This window comes from Variovorax sp. OV700, from assembly GCF_900099805.1.
In the GTDB taxonomy this organism is placed as follows: domain Bacteria; phylum Pseudomonadota; class Gammaproteobacteria; order Burkholderiales; family Burkholderiaceae_C; genus Variovorax.
Genome location: NZ_FNDR01000002.1, coordinates 61,331 through 78,035, shown reverse-complemented (window position 1 = coordinate 78,035; position 16,705 = coordinate 61,331). Strand labels below are relative to the sequence as shown.

Here is a 16,705-nt window from a genome sequence, read left to right as displayed (position 1 = left end):
GCCAATGGACCCGTTGAGAGGTCGCAAGGAGAGCATCTTGGCAACTGCAAGCAGAACCCTCTGGAAAGGCGCAATCACGTTCGGGCTGGTGCACATTCCGGTGGGCCTGCACACCGCGAGCATCGAGCAGGGCATCGATTTCGACTGGCTCGACAAGCGCAGCATGGACCCGGTGGGCTACAGGCGCATCAACAAGCGCACCGGCAAGGAGATTGACAAGGACGACATCGTGAAGGGCTTCGAGTACGAGGACGGCAAGTACGTCGTCATCTCGCCCGACGAGATCGAGGCCATCTATCCGCGCACGACGCAGACCATCGAGATCCAGCGCTTCATCGACGCCAACGAGATTCCGTTCGTTTACCTGGAGCGGCCCTACTACGTTGCACCGATCAACAAAGGGCAAAAGGTCTATGCGCTGCTGCGCGAGGTCCTGGTCAAGACCGGCAAGGTGGGCCTGGCCAAGGTCGTGATCGCCACCAAGCAGCACCTGGCTGCGCTGGTGCCGGCGGGCGAGGTGCTCGTGCTCAATCTGCTTCGCTGGGGCGACGAGGTGAAATCGCTCGCGGGGCTGGACCTGCCAGCAGCCGGCGTCAAGGGAGCCAAGGTGACGGCCTCGGAAATGAAGATGGCCGAGCAGCTCGTGAAGGACATGAGCGGCAAGTGGAACCCCGACGAGTTCAAGGACGAGTTCAAGCACGCCGTGATGAAGGTCGTCGAGAAGAAGGTCAAGGCCGGGGACACCGAAACGGTGATCGAGCCGGAAGAGGAAGCGCCGACCGAAGGCGCCAAGATCATCGACCTGACGGAGCTCCTGACGCGCAGCCTCAAGGGCGGCAAGGCCGCCAAGCCGGCCGAAACAACGGCGAAGAAGGCGGCGGCTTCCAAGAAAGGCGCCAGCGCGAAGAAGGCCGGCGGCGCTGCGAAGAAGGCCCCGCGAAAGAAGGCGTCGAGCGCTGGCCGCAAGGCGGCATAGGCCGCCGAGAGGGGGCTATCTGCCGCCGACCTGCGTGGCCTCGGTCAGCGCAACCGACACGCACTCCAGCGCGATGGCCAGTTGCGTGAGCGTCGGCAATCCGAAGCCCAGCCGGAACACCAGCGGATCGTCGCCGAACCACGGACCCGGCGCGACGCGCGTGCTGTATCTGACCAGCGTCGCGTAGAAGCGTTCGACAGCCGCGGCGTCGAAGACGTCACGCTTGAGCCGCATGCAGCACAGCGCTCCGGCATCGGGCCGCACCCACTCGACGTGGCCGGGATGGCGCGCCACCCATTCCTCGGTGAATTGCAGGTGTTGCGCGAGCAGCTTGCGCCTCTCGCCGATGATCCGGTCGCGCTGCCTGAACACGGCCAGTGCGAGCGCCTCGTCGACCGGCGAGCATGAGATCACCGTGCTGAACTTCGCCGTCACCAGCGCCTGGCGCAGCGCCGAGTCGCGCGTGATGGCCCAGCCGATGCGCAAGCCCGCCGAGCCGTGGCATTTGGACAGCGAGGACACCGAGATGACCTTCGGGCCCAGGCATGCGGCGCTGGGCGCGGCGTCGTCGTCGCCATAGGCCGCCTCGCGGTAGGTCTCGTCGACCACCAGCCAGGCCTGGGGCGCATGCTCGGCCAGCATCGACGCGATCTCGCGCAAGGTCTGTGCGGGAATTGCGACACCTGACGGATTCTGCGGCGAGGCCAGGCTCACCACCTTGGTCTTTGGCGTCAGCAGCTTGCGCAGCGCATCCAGATCGACCCGGTAGGCCGTTTCGAAGCGAAGCGGCAGCGCGCGCGTGGTCGCGCCGACGGCGGTCAGCGCGTTGCGCGCCAGCGGAAACACCGGCTCGGCCACGACGGCTTCGTCGCCGGCCTCGCACAACGTGAACGCAATGAGGAAGAGGGCGTGCATGCCGCCCACTGTGACCACGACGTCATCGGCATCGACGCCGTTGTCGTTCGCGATCTGCTGGCGAAGTTCCGGGTTGCCCGCGGCCGTACCGTAGTCCAGCGAGAAGTCGGCAGCGCCGCCGAAGGCCATGTCGATCAGTTCCGCCAGCCGCACGCTCGGGCCCACGCTTTCCGCGAGATCGAAGCGGGGCGCCTTGCTGACCAGGGAGATGATCTCGTTGTCCGGGAACCGTGCCATGTACTGCTGCTTGAACCGTTGCTGTCAATGCCCTCATCTTGCAGATTCGCGGCCCACGATAACAGCCACAATTTCTTGAAATTGAGTGCAGTACAGTTGCGTGCAGGGCAGTCCATGCAAAGAGGAGTCATCTGTGTCGCAGCAGCCACCCCGTTTCCGCTATGAAGAAGTTGCCGATTTCGTTGCCGGCCTGGCCGGTCGCGGCATGTTGCAACCCGGGGCGCGGGCGCCGTCGCTGCGCGAGATCAGCACGCAGCAGCGCACCAGCCTCAGTACCGCGGTGCAGGCCTATCGCCTGCTCGAAGACCGCGGCATCCTCGAGGTGCGGCCGCAGTCGGGCTACTACGTTGCCAAGGCGCCGCCCGCCTTGCCCGTGCCCACGACCACGCGGCATTCGGTCCGGCCCGCCAAGGTGGAGTTGTCGGGGCTCATGCTGAGCCTGCTGGAGCACGCCTCGGACGATGCCCTGGTGCCGCTCGGCTGTGCCATTCCCAATCAGCGCCTGCTGTCTTCATCCAAGCTCGACCTCGTTCTTGCGCGCACGGCGCGCGTGAAGGGCGGGCAGTGCAATACCTACTCGCCGCCGCGCGGCGAGATGTCGCTGCGCCTGGAGATCGCACGGCGTGCACTGCGTTTCGGGCAGGCGCTGTCGCCGGACGACATTGCCGTCACCTGCGGCTGTACCGAGGCGCTGGCGCTGGCACTCGACGCGGTCACTGAGCCGGGTGACGCGGTCGCGATCGAGTCGCCCACCTACTTCGGGCTGCTGCAGGTTCTGCGAGCGAAGAATCTCAAGGTGGTCGAACTGCCGACCGACCCCATCACCGGCGTGGATGTCGATGCGCTGCGCGATGTGGTGGCCTCGGGAAAGGTGCGCGCCTGCGTGCTGGCGTCGAGCTTCAGCAATCCGCTCGGCTGCACCATTCCCGAAGAGAACAAGCGCGCCATATTGCGCCTGCTCGCCAAGCACCGCGTGCCGCTCATCGAAGACGACGTGTATGGCGACGTCCATTTCGGCGAGGAGCGGCCGCTGCCTTTCAGCGCGCTCGACAGGCACGACAACGTCATCTATTGCGGCTCGTTCTCCAAGACGCTCGCGCCCGGCTACCGCATCGGCTGGATCGTGACCGGCCGGCACATGGCGCGGGTGCTCGAGACCAAGTTCGCCACCAGTCTCGCGACACCGGTGCTGACGCAGGTGGCGCTCGCCACCTTCCTGTCGAACGGCGACTACGACCGCCACCTGCGGCGCATCCGGCGCGAGTTTGCCGACACGCTCGGCCGCATGACGCGCGTGATCGAGCAGGCCTTTCCGCCGGGCACGAAGGTATCGAGGCCCGCAGGAAACTTCGTACTGTGGGTCGAGCTGCCCGAGCCGGCGGACACGCGGCTGCTGTTTGCCGAGGCGCTGGACAAGGGCATTTGCTTTGCGCCTGGCGTCGTGTTCTCGGCGAGCGGAAAGTATGCCCACTGCCTGCGGCTGAGCGGCGGCCATGGATGGGATGCGCGGATCGAGAAAGGCCTGCGCAAGCTCGGCGCCATGGCCCGCAGGGCGTTTGCGGCCCACAATCGCCAACCATGATTTCAGTCCATCTTCACGGCCAGCGCTTTCAGGTGCGTGCCGCCGCCATCGTCCTTCATGGGGGTCACGTGCTCGTGCACCGGGCCCCGGGCGATGCGTACTGGGCCTTGCCGGGCGGCCGGGTCGAAGTGGGCGAAGCGGCATCGGCCACGATCGTGCGGGAGATGAGGGAAGAACTCGGTGAAGAAGTGGAGTGCGGTCCGCTCCTCCACATCGCTGAGAATTTTTTCGACCTGGCGGAGCAGCGAAACCACGAGATCGGGTTCTATTTTCTCGTCTCGTTGGCCGAGAATTCGGAGCACCTCGACAAGTCGCAAAGCTATCGGGGGATCGAAGACCACCTGGAGCTGGAGTTTCGCTGGTTCCCAGTCGCGGAGCTTGCGTCCATCAACCTGCGGCCCACGTTTTTAGCGGCCTCCCTGGCGGCCGATCCGATGGTGTTCTCCCACGCTGTGCAGCGCGAGTACCCCTGATCGCCGGCGCTCGCGACTGCGTACATGGCCCCACGAGGACAACGCCCCGTCGGCCTTCATGAGAGAGGCCAGTGACGAAGATGCCACCTCAGCTTCGCCCACATCCGCCATGCAAGGTATATGGCCATGACGATACTCTTTCTTCCATTCGCCGAATGACGTTCACCGGCGCATCTCGACCAGATACGCTCGAACGGCTTCGGCCGAATTGCCGACCACTCTCACCGCGTCTCGCAGCTGCGTCTCGGAACATTTCAGCGCTTCGGTCCATGAACGCACTTCGTGCGGCTCGTCAATGGCGATCAGCTTGCGATCCAGTCCTGTCTTGTTCGGGTTGTCAGGCATGTTTTTCTCCTGTTGTCGCGGCGGCACGATGCCTCCGGCACTTCAGGTTGAGCGCTGGGGAGCCACGGCGCCATGCCGTTTTGACGCGTCTTGGTGAGGGTGACTCTCCTACGCGGCGCGCGGCTTCGGCGCGCGGGTGTTGCCGCTATGCCGGCTTGGGGTCGTCCGGACCGTAGCCTCTAAGAAAGGTCTGCAGCGCGCGTCGCGTCACGTCTCGCAGTTCTCTGCGAGACAAGGGCCCCTGGAGGCCGAGAAGACTGGGAGTGACCGTTTCCGAATCCAGAAGCGACATCAGGTGAATCGCCGCGACCGTCGGATCGGCGCGGCGAAGCCGGCCCTTCTGCATCTGCAGTTCGAGGAATTCCGCCAACTGAGTCATCCCCTTCTTGGGACCGTTCTCGAAGAAGAGCCGTCCGATGTCGCTGCGGCCCGATTCGGCGATCACGGCCCTGCGGGCCTGAATGGCTTCCTGCGAGCACGCCCCCGCCACGAACTTCTCGCCGAAGCCTTGAAGCACGCGCTCCAGGTCTTCGTCGTCGCGGTGCTGCTCCAGCGCCGCGAAGATGGGCTCGAAATAGATCCGTGCCGTGCCGTGGATCACGGCCACGAACAACTCTTCCTTGGAACTGAAGTACCCATAGAGCGTGGCGCGCGAGCCGCCCAGGCGGGCGGCGATTTCCACCATGGAAGCGCCTTCGAAGCCCAGTTCCCTGAAGACCTCCGCCGCCACCTGGACGATGGCGTCTCGCTTGGCTTCTGTTCTGACCCGCATCGTGTCTCCTGATTATTTCTGTACATGACTGCTCATTATTGATTGACATCCCCTGGAAGTCAAAATACATTTCTGTACAGCACTGTATATTTAAACGCAGACCGACCTTCAGCTGTCGTTCGGTCTTTTTTCAGGAACCCTGTCATGCGTCCCCCTCTCACCTATGGCCTGACCTTTGCCTCGGCCCTCGTGTCTACCTGCTTGCTCGTTGCCTGCGGCAAGCCGCCGGGCGGCCCGCCTCCGGCGCCGGGCACGCCCGAAGTGGGCGTGGTCACGGTCCAGCCGCAGCAAGTGGTGCTGAGCACCGAACTGCCCGGGCGCACCGTGCCGTTCCTGATCGCCGACGTGCGGCCCCAGGTCAACGGCATCGTGAAGGCGCGCAAGTTCCGCGAGGGCAGCGACGTGAAGGCGGGCGAGCCCCTGTACCAGATCGATCCCGCCACCTACAAAGCCACCTTCGACAGCAACGTGGCCGCGCTTGCCAAGGCCGAAGCCAGCCTGAAGACGACTCGGCTCAAGGCCGAGCGCTACAAGGAGCTGGTGGCGATTCAGGCTGTGAGCCAGCAGGACTACGACGACGCTGCTGCGTCGCTCGGCCAGGGCGAGGCCGACGTGGCGTCGGCCCGGGCGAACGTCGAAACCAGCCGCATCAACCTGGCGTATGCCCGCGTGGATGCGCCGATCTCCGGGCGCATCGGCAAGTCGAGCGTCACGCCCGGTGCACTGGTCACCGCGAGCCAGGCCAGCGCGCTGGCCACCATCCAGCAGCTCGATCCGATCTACGTCGACGTGACGCAGCCCAGCGCTTCGCTGTTGCGGCTGAAGCAGGCGATGGCGCGCGGCGAACTGCAGAAGGCTGGCGCCAACACGGCCAAGGTGAAGCTGCTGCTCGAGGACGGCAGTGCCTACCCGCTCGAAGGCAAGCTCGAGTTCTCGGACGTCACCGTCGACCAGAACACCGGCGCGATCACGCTGCGCGCGGTGTTCCCGAATCCGAACGCCGACCTGCTGCCTGGCATGTATGTGCGCGCAGTGCTGCAAGAAGGCGTCAAGGAGCAGGGCCTCCTGGTGCCGCAACAGGCGGTGTCGCGCGGCAGCACGGGCAAGCCGACGGCCTATGTGGTGGGCAAGGACAACAAGCTGCAATTGCGCGCACTCGAAACCGAACGCGCCGTGGGCGACCAGTGGCTGGTGAGCAGCGGCCTGCAGGCCGGCGAACAATTGGTGGTCGACGGCCAGCAGCGTGCGGCGCCTGGTGCCGAGGTGAAGGTGGTGGCATGGAAGGCCAAGCCGGCCGGCACACCCGCTGCCGACGCGCCCAAGGGCACGACCCACTGATCGGCGAAAGACATCCATGGCACGCTTTTTCATCGACCGCCCGGTCTTCGCCTGGGTCCTTGCCATCATCGTGATGCTGGCGGGGGCGCTCTCGATCTTCACACTTCCGATCGCCCAGTATCCGAGCATCGCGCCGCCCGCGGTCGCGGTCACCGCCAACTACCCCGGCGCTTCCGCCAAGACGCTGGAGGACACCGTCACCCAGGTCATCGAGCAGAAGATGAAGGGGCTCGACCGGCTAAGCTACATGGCCTCGACCAGCGAGTCGTCGGGCTCGGTCACCATCACGCTGACCTTCGAGAACGGCACCGATCCCGACACGGCCCAGGTGCAGGTGCAGAACAAGCTCTCGCTGGCCACGCCGCTGCTGCCGCAAGAGGTGCAGCAGCAGGGCGTCACCGTGACCAAGTCGGCCGCCAACTTCCTGAACGTGCTGGCCTTTACCTCCGAAGACGGCAGCATGAACGGCTCCGACCTGTCCGACTACGTGGCCGCCAACGTGCAGGACGCCATCAGCCGGGTCGAAGGCGTCGGCGACACCACGCTGTTCGGCTCGCAGTACGCCATGCGCGTGTGGCTCGACCCCGACAAGCTCTCAAACTTCAATCTCACGCCGATCGACGTGAAGACCGCCATCCAGGCGCAGAACGCGCAGGTCTCCTCCGGCCAGCTCGGCGGGCTGCCAGCGGCGAGCAACCAGCAAATCAACGCCACCATCACCTCGCAGACGCGCCTGAAGACGGCAGGGGAGTTCGAGGGCATCCTGCTTCGCACGCAGACCGACGGCTCGCAGGTGCGCCTGCGCGACGTGGCCCGCATCGAACTGGGCAGCGAGTCCTACGGCACGGTTGGGCGCTACAACGGAAAACCCGCCGCCGGCCTCGCGATCAAGCTGGCCACGGGGGCCAACGCGCTCGACACGGTGAAGGCGGTCGACGCACGCGTGGCCGAGCTCGAGAAGTTCTTCCCGCCGGGCATGAAGGTGCAGAAGCCCTACGACACCACGCCCTTCGTGCGCATCTCCATCGAGGAAGTCGTGCGCACGCTCGTCGAGGCGGTGGTGCTGGTGTTCCTGGTGATGTATCTCTTCTTGCAGAACTTCCGCGCCACGCTGATCCCGACCATTGCGGTGCCGGTGGTGCTGCTGGGTACCTTCGGCGTGCTCTTGGCCTTCGGCTTTACCATCAACACGCTGACCATGTTCGCCATGGTGCTGGCCATCGGCCTCCTGGTGGACGACGCCATCGTGGTGGTCGAGAACGTCGAGCGTGTGATGACGGAGGAGGGGCTTTCGCCGAAGGAGGCCACGCGCAAGTCGATGGGCCAGATCACCGGCGCCCTGGTTGGCGTGGCCCTGGTGCTGGCGGCGGTGTTCGTGCCGATGGCCTTCTTCAGCGGCTCCACCGGCGTGATCTACCGGCAGTTTTCCATCACCATCGTCTCGGCCATGACGCTCTCGGTGCTGGTGGCGCTGGTGCTCACGCCGGCCCTGTGCGCAACGCTGCTCAAGCCCGTCGCCAAGGGGCATGCGATGGCGAGCACCGGCTTCTTCGGCTGGTTCAACCGCAACTTCGACCGCGGCAACCGCCGCTACCAGGGCGCGGTGCGGCACATGCTGGGCAAGGGCTGGCGCTACATGGTTGTCTATGCCGTGCTGCTGGCGGCTGTGATCTTCGGCTTCATGAAGCTGCCCGTGGGCTTTCTGCCCGATGAAGACCAGGGCACGATGTTCGTGCTGATCCAGCTGCCGCCCGGCGCCACCAGCGCGCGCACCAACCAGGTCATCCACGAGGTCGAGCATCACTTCCTGGAAGACCAGAAGGATGCGGTCTCCGGCGTGTTCTCGGTATCGGGCTTCAGCTTCGCGGGCAGCGGGCAGAACACAGGCTTCGCCTTCGTCAAGCTCAAGCCTTGGGACGAGCGCAAGGGCGAAGCGCTGAGCGTCACCGGTGTCTCGGCCAAGGCCGGCGCGTTCTTCGCGACCATTCGCGATGCCAAGGTGTTCGCCTTCGCGCCGCCCGCGGTGGCGGAGCTCGGCAACGCCACTGGCTTCGACCTGATGCTGCAGGACCGGGCCAACCTCGGCCATGCCGCGCTGATGCAGGCGCGCAACCAACTGCTGGGAGAGCTGTCGAAGGACAAGCGCCTGGTGGCCGTGCGGCCCAACGGCATGGAAGACACGCCCGAGTTCCGCCTGGAGATCGATCCGCACAAGGCGGGCGCACTCGGCCTGTCGATGGCCGACATCAACAACACTTTTTCCACCGCGTGGGGCAGCAGCTACGTCAACGACTTCATCGACAAGGGCCGCGTGAAGAAGGTGATGCTGCAGGCCGATGCGCAATACCGCATGCTGCCGGAAGACATCGACCGCTGGTACGTGCGCAACAGCGCCGGCACCATGGTGCCCTTCACCTCGTTTGCCAAGGCGGGGTGGGCTTCCGGCTCGCCGCGGCTGGAGCGCTACAACGGCGTGCCGTCCGTGGAGATCCTGGGCATGGCCATGCCGGGTTCCGCATCGAGCGGAGAGGCGCTGGCCATCGTGGAAGCGGCGGTTGCCAAGCTGCCGCCGGGCATCGGCTACGAATGGACCGGCCTGTCGCGCCAGGAGAAGGCGTCGAGCGGACAGACCGGCCTGCTGTATGCGCTGTCGATCCTGATCGTGTTCCTCTGCCTGGCCGCACTCTACGAGAGCTGGGCCATCCCGTTCTCGGTGATCATGGTGGTGCCGCTGGGCGTGTTCGGCGCGCTGCTCGGGGCGATGCTGACCTGGAAGATGAACGACGTGTACTTTCAGGTGGGGCTGCTCACCACGATCGGCCTGGCGTCGAAGAACGCGATCCTGATCGTCGAATTTGCGAAGGAGCTGTACGAAGGCGGCATGAGCCTCGTGGAGTCGGCGCTGCAGGCCGTGCGGATGCGGCTGCGCCCGATTCTCATGACTTCGCTCGCCTTCATTCTGGGCGTGCTGCCGCTGGTGCTGGGCAGCGGTGCCGGCGCCGGTGCGCAGCATGCGCTGGGCACCGCAGTGATCGGCGGCATGCTGTCCGGCACCATCCTGGCCATCTTCTTCGTGCCGCTGTTCTTCGTTCTCGTGCTGGGCATGTTCAAGCGCAAGCCCGCCGAGCCAGCTTCGCCCGCATCCCACACCCCTGCGGCCGTCGCCGCTGCTTCGGAAGGTCTCTGACATGTACCGCTTCACCTTGACTTCCGTGACGCTTGCGGCGCTGCTGCTCGGCGGCTGCAGCCTGATGCCCACCTACCAGCGCCCGATGGCGCCGGTGCCTCAGGCCTTCGCAGGAGACACCGCGGCGGCCGCTGCCGCGCCGGTCGCCGAGATCGGCTGGCGCGACGTGTTCACCGATCCCGCCTTGCAGCGCGTGATCGAAACGGCACTGGCCAACAACCGCGACCTGCGCGTGGCCGCGCTGAACATCGAGAAGGCGCGTGCCCAGTACCGCGTACAGGACGCGGCGCTGTTTCCCACCATCAACGCCAGCGCCGGCGGCAACGGCAGCCGCACGCCGGCGGATCTGTCGGCCAGCGGCAGTGCGCAGGTTTCGCACAGCTACAGCGCGTCGCTCGGCTTCAGTGCCTACGAGCTCGACCTGTTCGGCCGCGTGCGCAGCCTCGATGCACAGGCGCTGGAGCAGTTCTTCTCTACCACCGAGGCGCGCCGCAGCACGCAGATCAGCCTGGTGGCCGAGGTGGCGACGGCCTACCTCACGATGGCCGCCGACCAGGACCGGCTGCGCCTTGCGCAGGACACGCTCGCGAGCCAGGGCCGCACCTATCAACTCAACCAGCGCAGCTTCGAACTGGGCGCGGCTTCGGCCCTGACGCTGCGCCAGGCGCAGACCAGCGTCGACACCGCGCGCGTCGACGTGGAGCGCTACACGGCGCAGGTTGCGCAGGACCGCAATGCATTGGTGCTGCTGGCCGGTGCCGACTTGCCGGCCGAACTGCTGCCGCAGGTCTTGCCACCCGGCGAGGCGGCCGCGGCCAGCCCGCTGGCGACCATTCCGCCGGGCCTGCCATCGGACCTGCTGCAGCGCCGGCCCGACATCCTGCAGGCCGAACGCGACCTGAAGGCGGCCAACGCGAACATCGGTGCGGCGCGTGCGGCGTTCTACCCGCGCATCAGCCTCACCGCCTCGGCGGGCAGCTCGAGCGCAAGCCTGTCGAACATGTTCATGGGCGGCTCGCGCACCTGGAGCTTCGCGCCGCAGATCTCGCTGCCGATCTTCGATGGCGGAGCGAACCGCGCCAACCTCGACATCGCGCGCACCGATCGGGATATCAACGTCGCAAAGTACGAGAAAGCCATCCAGACGGCCTTTCGCGAGGTGTCGGACGCGCTCGCGCAGCGCAGCACGCTGGGGCGGCAGCTCGAGGCGCAGCAGTCGCTGGTGGACGCCACGTCGGAGAGCTACCGGTTGTCGGACGCGCGCTTCAAGCGCGGCGTTGACAGCTACTTGAGCGTGCTCGACGCGCAGCGCTCGCTCTACACCGCGCAGCAGAACCTCATCGGCACCCGGCTGTCGCGCTTCACCAACCTGGTGACCTTTTACAAGACACTGGGCGGCGGCTGGAACGAGTCCACCACTTCCGCCAGTGCCGACTAGGACGAGCGGGGCGACAGTTGCGCGCGCAGCCACGCGGCCATGTCGCCCATCACCTGGTTGCCCAGCGGCGATACGGCGGTGAAGTGAATGCAGGCGTGAATGGCACCGGGGTAGTGGCGGTGCTCGGTCGGCACGCCGGCCTTCGCGATGCGTAGCGCCAGCGCACGGCCCTCGTCGCGCAGCGGGTCGTGCCCCATGGTGGCCAGCCAGGTGGGCGGCAGCGTGTTGAGTGCCTGCGAGTGCAGCAAGGCGAAATCGGCGTGCCGCGCCAGCGCCTGGCGTCCGCTCAGGTAGCAATCGATGAACCATTGCATGACGCCGTGGGTGAGGAACTTGCCCTCGCCGTTCTCCGCCATCGAAGGACTCGGCTCGCTGTAGTGCTGGGCGACCGGGTAGATAAGGCCCAGCGCACGCGGTGCAATGGTGCCGGCCGAACGCAGCGCCGCCACGGTTGCGAGTTGCGCGCCCGCGCTGTCGCCGGCCAGTGCGATGCGCGACGGATCGGCGCCGAGCACGTGCGCATGCGCGGCCACCCAGCGCAGCGTGCAGGCCACGTCGTCCACCGCTGCCGGAAAAGGATGCTCGGGGGCCAGCCGGTAGTCCACCGCCACCACCACGGCGTCCACGTCATGGCACAGGGTGCGGCACACCTTGTCGTGGGTTTCGAGGTCGCCGATCACGAAGCCGCCGCCGTGAACGTAGAGCAGCAGGGGAAGAGGCCCCTTCGCGGCGGGCTGGTAGATGCGCAGCGTCAACAGGCTCTCAGGTCCGTCGATGACGAAGTCGTCCGCCGACGCGATGGGAGGTGCCGCCAAGCCCAGGGCGGCGGCCAGCTCGCGGTAGACCTGGCGCGCCACCGGCGGCGGCAGCGACTCCAGCGGCGGGCCGCCCTGCGCGGCAGCCTGTGCCAGAAAACCGGCCAGCGCCGGGTCGAGGGGCGCCGTGTCGAGCACGGCAGCAATGGAAGTGCGGGTCATCGGGCGTTCAGATGTAGGTGGATGCCAGTCCGCCATCGACCGGGATGTTCGCGCCGCTGATCCAGCGCGCCTCGTCGCTGCACAGCCACGCGATCACCGGCGCGATCTCGTCGGCGAAGCCGGGGCGCAGCATGCGGTGCGCATCGGCCTGCACGCGCTCCTGGCCGAGCATGCTCACGAAGTCGCCCAGGATCGGCGTGAACACCGGGCCCGGCGCCACGCAGTTCATGCGCACGCCGCGATCCAGAAACCATTGCTGCGACTGCGTGGCGCTCCAGACGATCAGCGCTTCCTTGAAGTACTGGTAGCAGGTCTCCTGCGGCACGGGGTGGTCGCGCAGCCAGTGGGCGCCGGCCTCGAAGCCTTGCGCGGCGGCCAGGGCCTTGTGCGGCGCCAGTCGCTGCGGCCACTCGGCGCCGAGGATGGAGGCCACGTTGACGATGGAGCCGCCGCGCGGGATGCGCGGCAGCGCCTGTTCCGTCAGGTGGCGCAGTCCCAGGTAGTTGACGTCGGCGACCAGCTTGACGGGTGCCGTGCCGGGCACGCCGGCGATGTTGCACAGCGCATCGAAGCGCTCGGGCAACTGCGCCACCGCCGCGTCGATGGCGGCGACGGAACTCAGGTCGGCCTTGACGAAGCCGTCGAGCGTGAGGCTCGGGTCGTTGCGGTCCACGCCGATGACGCGGGCGCCGGCAAAGCGCGCGATGCGCACCACCTCGGCGCCGATGCCCGACGACACGCCGGTGACGACGATGGTTTTTCCTTGAAGCTGCATGAAATGTCTCCTCGTGGGTTCAGTCGCTGATGACACTCAGAACGGATAGGGATGCGGCGCCTGCTTGATGGTCAGCCACTGCCACTGGGTGTATTCCTCCCAGTCGGCGGGGCCGCCCACGCTGCTGCCGTTGCCGGCGATGCCGGGTCCGCCGAAAGGGTTGACGCACTCGTCGTTGACGGTCTGGTCGTTGATGTGGACCATGCCGGAGTTCAACTGCGCGGCCATGGCCATGGCCCGTCCGATCGAGGGCGAGATCACCGCCGACGCCAGGCTGCCCTGGTGGTCGTTGGCCAGGGCCACGGCCTCGTCGTCGGTGTTGAAGGTGATGATGTTGGCGACGGGGCCGAACACTTCTTCGTCGTACACGCGCATGCCGGCCTTCACGTTGGCCAGCACCGTGGGTTTGTAGAAGAGGCCCTCGCTGCTGCCGCCGGCCAGCAACTGCGCGCCGGCCGCAATGCTGTCCTGCACGATGGCGTGCACGCGGTCGCGCTGCTTCGCGTCGATCAGCGGCCCCAGGGCCACCTGGCCACTGGCACCGTCGCCCACCGGCAGGTGCTGAGCTTTCGCGACCAGCCGCTGCGTGAAGGCGGCGGCGATGCTTTCGTGCACGATGATGCGATTGGTCGCCATGCAGATCTGCCCCTGGTGCAGGTAGGCGCCCCAGGCGGCATTGCTGGCCGCGATGTCGAGGTCGGCGTCCTCCAGAACGATCAGCGAGTTGGCGCCGCCCAGCTCCAGCGTGACCTTCTTCAGATGGCGTCCCGCCAGCTCGCCGATGCGCCGGCCCACGGCGGGCGAGCCGGTGAAAGCGATCATCGGCACGTGGGCGTCGGTCACCAGCGCTTCACCGGCGGCGGCGTCGCCGGGCAGAACCTGCAGCAGCCCGGCGGGCAGGCCCGCCACTTCGAACACGCGGGCGATCATGAAGCCGCCGCTCACCGGCGTGCGCGAGTCGGGCTTGACCACCACGCCGTTGCCCGCCGCGAGGGCCGGTGCCACGGTGCGAAGCGTGAGGATGAGCGGAAAGTTGAAGGGCGAGATCACGCCCACCACGCCACGCGGCACGCGCCGCGCCAGGCTGGTGGTGCCATGCGCGCTCGGCAACACCTGGCCCTGCGACTGCAAGGGCATGGCCGCCGCCAGGTGGCACAGGGTGATGGCCTCGCGCACCTCGTGCTGTCCCTTGGGCAGGATCGCGCCCGTCTCCCTGGCCACGTACAGCGCCAGCTCGTCGAAGTGCTGCTCGAACAGCGCCGCGGCCCGCAGGAACACCGCGGCCTTCTCGCGCGGCGCCACCTGCGCCCAGCTTTTCTGCGCCTGTGCCGCGGCGGCTGTGGCCAACGCCACGTCCTGCGCATCGGCGATGCCGACGGCCGCCATCACCTGGCCCGTGGCCGGTTCGACGACGTTGCGCACGCCGCCTGCGGACGCGACCCACGCGCCGTTGAACACCTTGCCGGCCCAGGCCGCCGGGTCCAGGAACGCCAGCTTCTGCGAAACACCCATGACTCACCCCTTGCGAAAAAAGTTGATCGGCTGGCCGCGGATGGAAATGCCGCGGCACCGCCTTCTTTTCGCAACGGGCATACCAACGGCGCCGTGGCGGGGTGGCCCGGCGCCGCTGCGCGAGGCTGTTTTCATTCGGGGGTTAGGGGAATTCCCGGAGTTGTAATAGTTATTGCGGATAACTGGTTTACCCTGATCCGGGCTTTCACCAAATGCTCAAGAATCGGCCGCCCGTTTCACCAAACGATGAACCCGAAATTGACCAAAGCCATTGCCTCACCGGTCCCCGGGCGGATCTCCCTGGCCGAGGTGGCGCGCGCCACCGGCGCCGCGCTGGGCCGTTTCGACGGCGCCGACGTGGCGCGTGCGATGAGCCGCTTCGACGCCTCGCACGTCGGGAACGAAGAGCACCCGACCATTGCCGACATCAGCGAATGCCTGTTCTTTTCGCCCGGTGACGGCCGCATCTGGCTGCAGGACCAGCGCATGGTGCTGCTGCATACCGAAGCGCTGGGGTCCCTGCGGCGCGAGCTGATCGACAGCCTGGGCCAGGAGAAGGCCCGGGGCCTGTTCACCCGCGCCGGCTACGTCAGCGGCGCGCGCGACGCGCAGCTGGTGCGCAAGCACTGGCCCGAGGCCGAGCCGGCCGCGGCCGCCATGGCCGGCACCCGCCTGCATGCGCTGGAAGGGCTGGTGAAGGTCGAGCTGGTGCACGCGCGCTATGACCCCGAGACCTCGGACTACGAGGGCGAATTCATCTGGCACCACTCGGTCGAAGACGACGAGCACATCGCGGCCTACGGCATCGGCGGCTCCCCGGCCTGCTGGATGCAGGTGGGCTATGCCACTGGCTACGTCAGCACGCTGTTCGGGCGGCTGGTGGTGTTTCGCGAGGTCTCCTGCCGCTCGATGGGCGAGAGCCATTGCCGCGTGATCGGAAAATCCGCCGAGCGCTGGGACGACGTGGAAGAAGACATGCGCTACCTGCGCGCACGCGATTTCGTGGGCGTTTCCGTCGGCGCGCCGCCTTACGGTGGCGCGGCGCCGCGGGCCGCCGAGTTGCCCACGCCGCCGCGCAAGAGCGATGCGATGGTGGGTGCGTCCTCGGCCTTCAACGCGGCCTGCCACCTGCTGCATCGCGTGGCGCCGACCACGGCCACCGTGCTCTTTACCGGTGAGTCCGGCGTCGGCAAGGAAAAGTTCGCGAGCATGCTGCACAGCATCAGCCCGCGGCGCGACAAGCCCTTCGTCGCGGTGAACTGCGCGGCCATTCCGGAGACGCTGATCGAGTCGGAGCTGTTTGGCGTGGAGCGCGGCGCCTACACCGGCGCCGGTGCGGCGCGGCCGGGCCGCTTCGAGCGCGCCCACGGCGGCACGCTGTTCCTGGACGAGATCGGCACGCTGAGCTACGCGGCCCAGGGCAAGCTGCTGCGCACATTGCAGGAGGGCGAAGTCGAGCGCGTGGGCAGCACACGCAGCGTTCAGGTCGACACGCGCGTCATCGCGGCCACCAACGTCGATCTGCGCCAGGCCGTGCGCGAGGGCAAGTTTCGCGACGACCTGTTCTTCCGGCTCAACGTCTTTCCCATTCACCTGCCGCCGCTGCGCGAGCGGCGCGACGACGTGCCGCTTTTGATGAGTCATTTTCTGCAGCACTACGGCCGCAAGCATGGCCGGCAGACCGCCGGCTTCACGCAGGCCGCCGTCAAGGCGCTGCTGAACTACGACTACCCCGGCAACATCCGCGAACTGCAGAACCTCATCGAGCGCGCCGTGATCGTCGCGCCCGAGGGCAGCCTGCTCGACGTGCACCACCTGTTCACGAGCGGCGAGACGCTGGACAAGAACGTGCTGTCGGTACGGCCCGATGGCCACCTGACAGGCATTGGCGCTGTCGGCGCCTTGCCCCGGCAGGCCACGCCCCCAAGCCACGCCGCGGCGGACCGCGCCGGCCCCGGTTCCTTGGGGCAGGTCGAAGAGACGCTGATCCGCCGCGCGCTGGAGCAATGCGGCGGAAACCTTTCCGCGGCGGCGCGGGTGCTGGGCATCACGCGTCCCCAGCTGGCCTACCGTGTGCGCAAGCGCGGACTCGTCGCGAAGCTCGGGCCGGGCTGATGCGCGAAACACGACCGGTCGCAGTTAAACCAACCTCGCTGGATTGACGCTCAGGGTTTGCCC

The 16,705-nt window shown here is 67.0% G+C and carries 13 protein-coding genes; 7 read left to right on the top strand and 6 right to left on the bottom strand.

The window, feature by feature from the left end; genetic code table 11:
- The first annotated feature begins 37 nt into the window (after window positions 1-37).
- Complete coding sequence (locus BLR24_RS03905; RefSeq protein ID WP_093014639.1) at window positions 38-976, top strand: non-homologous end joining protein Ku; 939 nt, start codon at window positions 38-40, stop codon at window positions 974-976.
- 15 nt (window positions 977-991) lie between these two features.
- Here the strand turns inward: BLR24_RS03905 and BLR24_RS03900 are convergent, their stop codons facing one another.
- Entirely contained in the window at window positions 992-2,128 is a 1,137-nt protein-coding gene (locus tag BLR24_RS03900) for a pyridoxal phosphate-dependent aminotransferase (RefSeq protein WP_093013022.1), read from the bottom strand.
- A 133-nt stretch (window positions 2,129-2,261) separates the two neighbouring features.
- Between BLR24_RS03900 and BLR24_RS03895 the strand changes: the two genes are divergently transcribed.
- Window positions 2,262-3,710 carry an aminotransferase-like domain-containing protein gene (locus BLR24_RS03895; RefSeq protein ID WP_093013019.1) on the top strand — a complete coding sequence of 483 codons (1,449 nt, stop codon included), beginning with the start codon at window positions 2,262-2,264 and terminating at the stop codon, window positions 3,708-3,710.
- Window positions 3,707-4,183 carry an NUDIX hydrolase gene (locus BLR24_RS03890; protein ID WP_093013016.1) on the top strand — a complete coding sequence of 159 codons (477 nt, stop codon included), beginning with the start codon at window positions 3,707-3,709 and terminating at the stop codon, window positions 4,181-4,183. The genes BLR24_RS03895 and BLR24_RS03890 overlap by 4 nt, the downstream gene beginning before the upstream one ends.
- 162 nt (window positions 4,184-4,345) lie before the next feature.
- Here BLR24_RS03890 and BLR24_RS03885 read toward each other — a convergent pair whose 3' ends face one another.
- Together BLR24_RS03885 and BLR24_RS03880 are read right to left on the bottom strand one after the other, a co-directional pair.
- A complete protein-coding gene (locus tag BLR24_RS03885; RefSeq protein ID WP_093013013.1) occupies window positions 4,346-4,528 on the bottom strand; it encodes a DUF3606 domain-containing protein in 183 nt (60 codons plus the stop codon).
- 145 nt (window positions 4,529-4,673) lie between these two features.
- Window positions 4,674-5,300, bottom strand: coding sequence for a TetR/AcrR family transcriptional regulator (locus BLR24_RS03880; RefSeq protein WP_093013011.1), 627 nt, complete (start codon window positions 5,298-5,300; stop codon window positions 4,674-4,676).
- Window positions 5,301-5,444: 144 nt separating this feature from the next.
- Between BLR24_RS03880 and BLR24_RS03875 the strand changes: the two genes are divergently transcribed.
- The 3 genes from BLR24_RS03875 to adeC are packed head-to-tail and all read left to right on the top strand — an operon-like array spanning window position 5,445 to window position 11,263.
- The gene (locus tag BLR24_RS03875) at window positions 5,445-6,638 is read left to right on the top strand and encodes an efflux RND transporter periplasmic adaptor subunit (RefSeq protein WP_093013008.1); all 1,194 of its coding nucleotides are present in this window, start codon (window positions 5,445-5,447) and stop codon (window positions 6,636-6,638) included.
- A gap of 16 nt (window positions 6,639-6,654) precedes the next feature.
- Window positions 6,655-9,825: an efflux RND transporter permease subunit gene (locus tag BLR24_RS03870; protein ID WP_093013005.1), complete on the top strand. Its 3,171-nt coding sequence runs from the start codon at window positions 6,655-6,657 to the stop codon at window positions 9,823-9,825.
- A 1-nt stretch (window position 9,826) separates the two neighbouring features.
- On the top strand, window positions 9,827-11,263 hold the full coding sequence (adeC, locus tag BLR24_RS03865; RefSeq protein WP_093013002.1) for an AdeC/AdeK/OprM family multidrug efflux complex outer membrane factor: 1,437 nt from the start codon (window positions 9,827-9,829) through the stop codon (window positions 11,261-11,263).
- On the opposite strand, the gene BLR24_RS03860 is transcribed toward adeC, so the two are convergent.
- From BLR24_RS03860 to BLR24_RS03850, 3 genes are read right to left on the bottom strand one after another with little or no spacing between them, the layout of a single operon-like run.
- Window positions 11,260-12,240, bottom strand: coding sequence for an alpha/beta hydrolase (locus BLR24_RS03860; protein ID WP_093012999.1), 981 nt, complete (start codon window positions 12,238-12,240; stop codon window positions 11,260-11,262). The genes adeC and BLR24_RS03860 overlap by 4 nt on opposite strands.
- 7 nt (window positions 12,241-12,247) lie before the next feature.
- On the bottom strand, window positions 12,248-13,015 hold the full coding sequence (locus BLR24_RS03855; RefSeq protein WP_093012996.1) for a coniferyl-alcohol dehydrogenase: 768 nt from the start codon (window positions 13,013-13,015) through the stop codon (window positions 12,248-12,250).
- 36 nt (window positions 13,016-13,051) lie between these two features.
- The gene (locus tag BLR24_RS03850) at window positions 13,052-14,527 is read right to left on the bottom strand and encodes a benzaldehyde dehydrogenase (RefSeq protein ID WP_093012994.1); all 1,476 of its coding nucleotides are present in this window, start codon (window positions 14,525-14,527) and stop codon (window positions 13,052-13,054) included.
- Window positions 14,528-14,773: 246 nt separating this feature from the next.
- Here BLR24_RS03850 and BLR24_RS03845 point away from each other — a divergent pair, with 246 nt between their 5' ends.
- The gene (locus tag BLR24_RS03845) at window positions 14,774-16,642 is read left to right on the top strand and encodes a sigma-54-dependent Fis family transcriptional regulator (RefSeq protein ID WP_093012991.1); all 1,869 of its coding nucleotides are present in this window, start codon (window positions 14,774-14,776) and stop codon (window positions 16,640-16,642) included.
- Window positions 16,643-16,705: the final 63 nt, after the last annotated feature.

Coding starts and splice junctions, on each gene's coding strand:
- BLR24_RS03875 (WP_093013008.1), top strand. CDS start 5,445: ATGCGTCCCCCTCTCACCTATGGCCTGACCTTTGCCTCGGCCCTCGTG.
- BLR24_RS03885 (WP_093013013.1), bottom strand. CDS start 4,528: ATGCCTGACAACCCGAACAAGACAGGACTGGATCGCAAGCTGATCGCC.
- BLR24_RS03880 (WP_093013011.1), bottom strand. CDS start 5,300: ATGCGGGTCAGAACAGAAGCCAAGCGAGACGCCATCGTCCAGGTGGCG.
- BLR24_RS03900 (WP_093013022.1), bottom strand. CDS start 2,128: ATGGCACGGTTCCCGGACAACGAGATCATCTCCCTGGTCAGCAAGGCG.
- BLR24_RS03870 (WP_093013005.1), top strand. CDS start 6,655: ATGGCACGCTTTTTCATCGACCGCCCGGTCTTCGCCTGGGTCCTTGCC.
- adeC (WP_093013002.1), top strand. CDS start 9,827: ATGTACCGCTTCACCTTGACTTCCGTGACGCTTGCGGCGCTGCTGCTC.
- BLR24_RS03890 (WP_093013016.1), top strand. CDS start 3,707: ATGATTTCAGTCCATCTTCACGGCCAGCGCTTTCAGGTGCGTGCCGCC.
- BLR24_RS03845 (WP_093012991.1), top strand. CDS start 14,774: ATGAACCCGAAATTGACCAAAGCCATTGCCTCACCGGTCCCCGGGCGG.
- BLR24_RS03860 (WP_093012999.1), bottom strand. CDS start 12,240: ATGACCCGCACTTCCATTGCTGCCGTGCTCGACACGGCGCCCCTCGAC.
- BLR24_RS03850 (WP_093012994.1), bottom strand. CDS start 14,527: ATGGGTGTTTCGCAGAAGCTGGCGTTCCTGGACCCGGCGGCCTGGGCC.
- BLR24_RS03855 (WP_093012996.1), bottom strand. CDS start 13,015: ATGCAGCTTCAAGGAAAAACCATCGTCGTCACCGGCGTGTCGTCGGGC.